Below are 1,449 nucleotides of genomic sequence, written 5' to 3'. Positions count from 1 at the left end.
GCAGACCGCCGCGATGAGCGATCCCACGAGCGCGAGCAGCGGGAGCGCCGCCAGGCCGAGTTCGCTGCCGACGGATGTCGCGAGCGGCTGCAGGTCACCGCCGGCGTCGCCGACGTCATCGATGACCTGTCGCAACGCTGCGACCATGGCACGTCCCATGTGCGGAGGCTACTCCTGCACGTCGACGCGCGGCGAGGGCTGTCCCCAGCCCGTCTCCGCGCGGCGGGGTGGGCGGAGGTCCGGCCTGCGATGGGGGCTGGGCGGTGACCCGGCGCCTCGCCGGTCGGCTCGCGAGCTCAGTGCGCGACCGGAAGCCCCTGGATGTGGTCGTGCGCCCGCCCGTGCCGCCACTCGGCGAAGGCGTGCCCGAGTCGCTGACCCAACCCGTTCCCGTTCCCGCGTCCGTGGCCCTGCTCAGCCCGCTCCCCCGCGTCGGCGCGGCGGTCGGCCGCCGCGCGTCGGTGCTCGTTGAGGCGCCCCGCGACCAACTCGTCGTGCGTCTGGAGCGTCTGTGCGACGAATCCGTATGCGAGTTCCATGATGCCGATCCCTTCGGGCCCTTCGCGGTCGGGTTCCGGCCGCTGACATCAGATTCCTCGCTGAGGTGGGGGCGTCGTATCGGGCGGGTGCCCTATCTTCTGGCGCGCCCGGGGCGGTCGGGCACCTTAGACGGGGGCCGGGCACCTCAGACAGCGGGCAGGCACCTCAGACGGCGGGCAGGCACCGGCCAGGCACCTCAGAGGCAGCGCCACCTCCGACGCAGGGATGCCGCAGAACGGATGCCGCGAGCCGAGCGGACGCCGCAGCGCCGCCGCCGCGGGCCGCCCGCGCGGCATCCGTGGTGATCAGGTCTCGGTGGCGGGTGGGACCAGCCGTGGTCTGCTTGGCGCTACCTCCGATGGGGGGATGAGGCCGCCTGAAACCCAGTGCTCCCGCTCTTCTCTCACGACTCGACCGGACCTGTCACGAGCTACGACCCCGCAGGCCGCGAAGTTGTGACGGACCTGATGCGAAGGCGACGGATGCCGCCGGCGCCGCTACTCGCGCGGCGTACGGTGCCCGCCGCCGAGGTCGAGGTCGTCGCCGGCCTCGAGGTCGGGACCGTCGCTCTCGGTGATGTTCGCGCCCTCCCAGAACGGGTCGACGCCGAGCTCGCGGGCGTGCTCCTCCTTGAGGCGCGCCTGCTCGCGCGCGCTGTCGGCGACTCCGCGCTCGTCGGGCGGATTCGGGTCGTCGCGTCTCCTGCTGTCGCTCATGCTCGACCTCCTCGCCGGGTTGCTGCAGCCCGTTCGCCCAACAGGGTAGTGCGGCGGATGCCGCGCCGCACCCCTTGCGCCCGGGCCACCCGCTGCGGTTCCCCGCGAGTCCCACGGCGAGCCACCCCGCCCCGCCACCCGTAACCGCCCTAGCCTGAACCCGTGACCCGCATCGCCGGAAGCGCCACCGCCA

Annotated in this window: 2 protein-coding genes; both read right to left on the bottom strand. The window is 73.5% G+C overall.

Features of this window, described 5'->3' with window-relative positions:
• Positions 1-296 precede the first annotated feature (296 nt).
• Positions 297-539, bottom strand: a complete 243-nt coding sequence (locus GH736_RS22920) for a hypothetical protein (RefSeq protein WP_159607322.1) — start codon at positions 537-539, stop codon at positions 297-299.
• 498 nt (positions 540-1,037) lie between these two features.
• Entirely contained in the window at positions 1,038-1,256 is a 219-nt protein-coding gene (locus GH736_RS22915) for a hypothetical protein (RefSeq protein WP_159607320.1), read from the bottom strand.
• Positions 1,257-1,449 lie beyond the last annotated feature (193 nt).

Origin of the sequence: Agromyces humi (assembly GCF_009720255.1) — a bacterium.
Classification (GTDB): domain Bacteria; phylum Actinomycetota; class Actinomycetes; order Actinomycetales; family Microbacteriaceae; genus Agromyces; species Agromyces humi.
This window is presented reverse-complemented; position numbering and strand designations above follow the sequence as displayed.

What these genes read in the sequence shown, in the direction of transcription:
- GH736_RS22920 (WP_159607322.1), bottom strand. Translation starts at nt 539, where the DNA reads ATGGAACTCGCATACGGATTCGTCGCACAGACGCTCCAGACGCACGAC.
- GH736_RS22915 (WP_159607320.1), bottom strand. Translation starts at nt 1,256, where the DNA reads ATGAGCGACAGCAGGAGACGCGACGACCCGAATCCGCCCGACGAGCGC.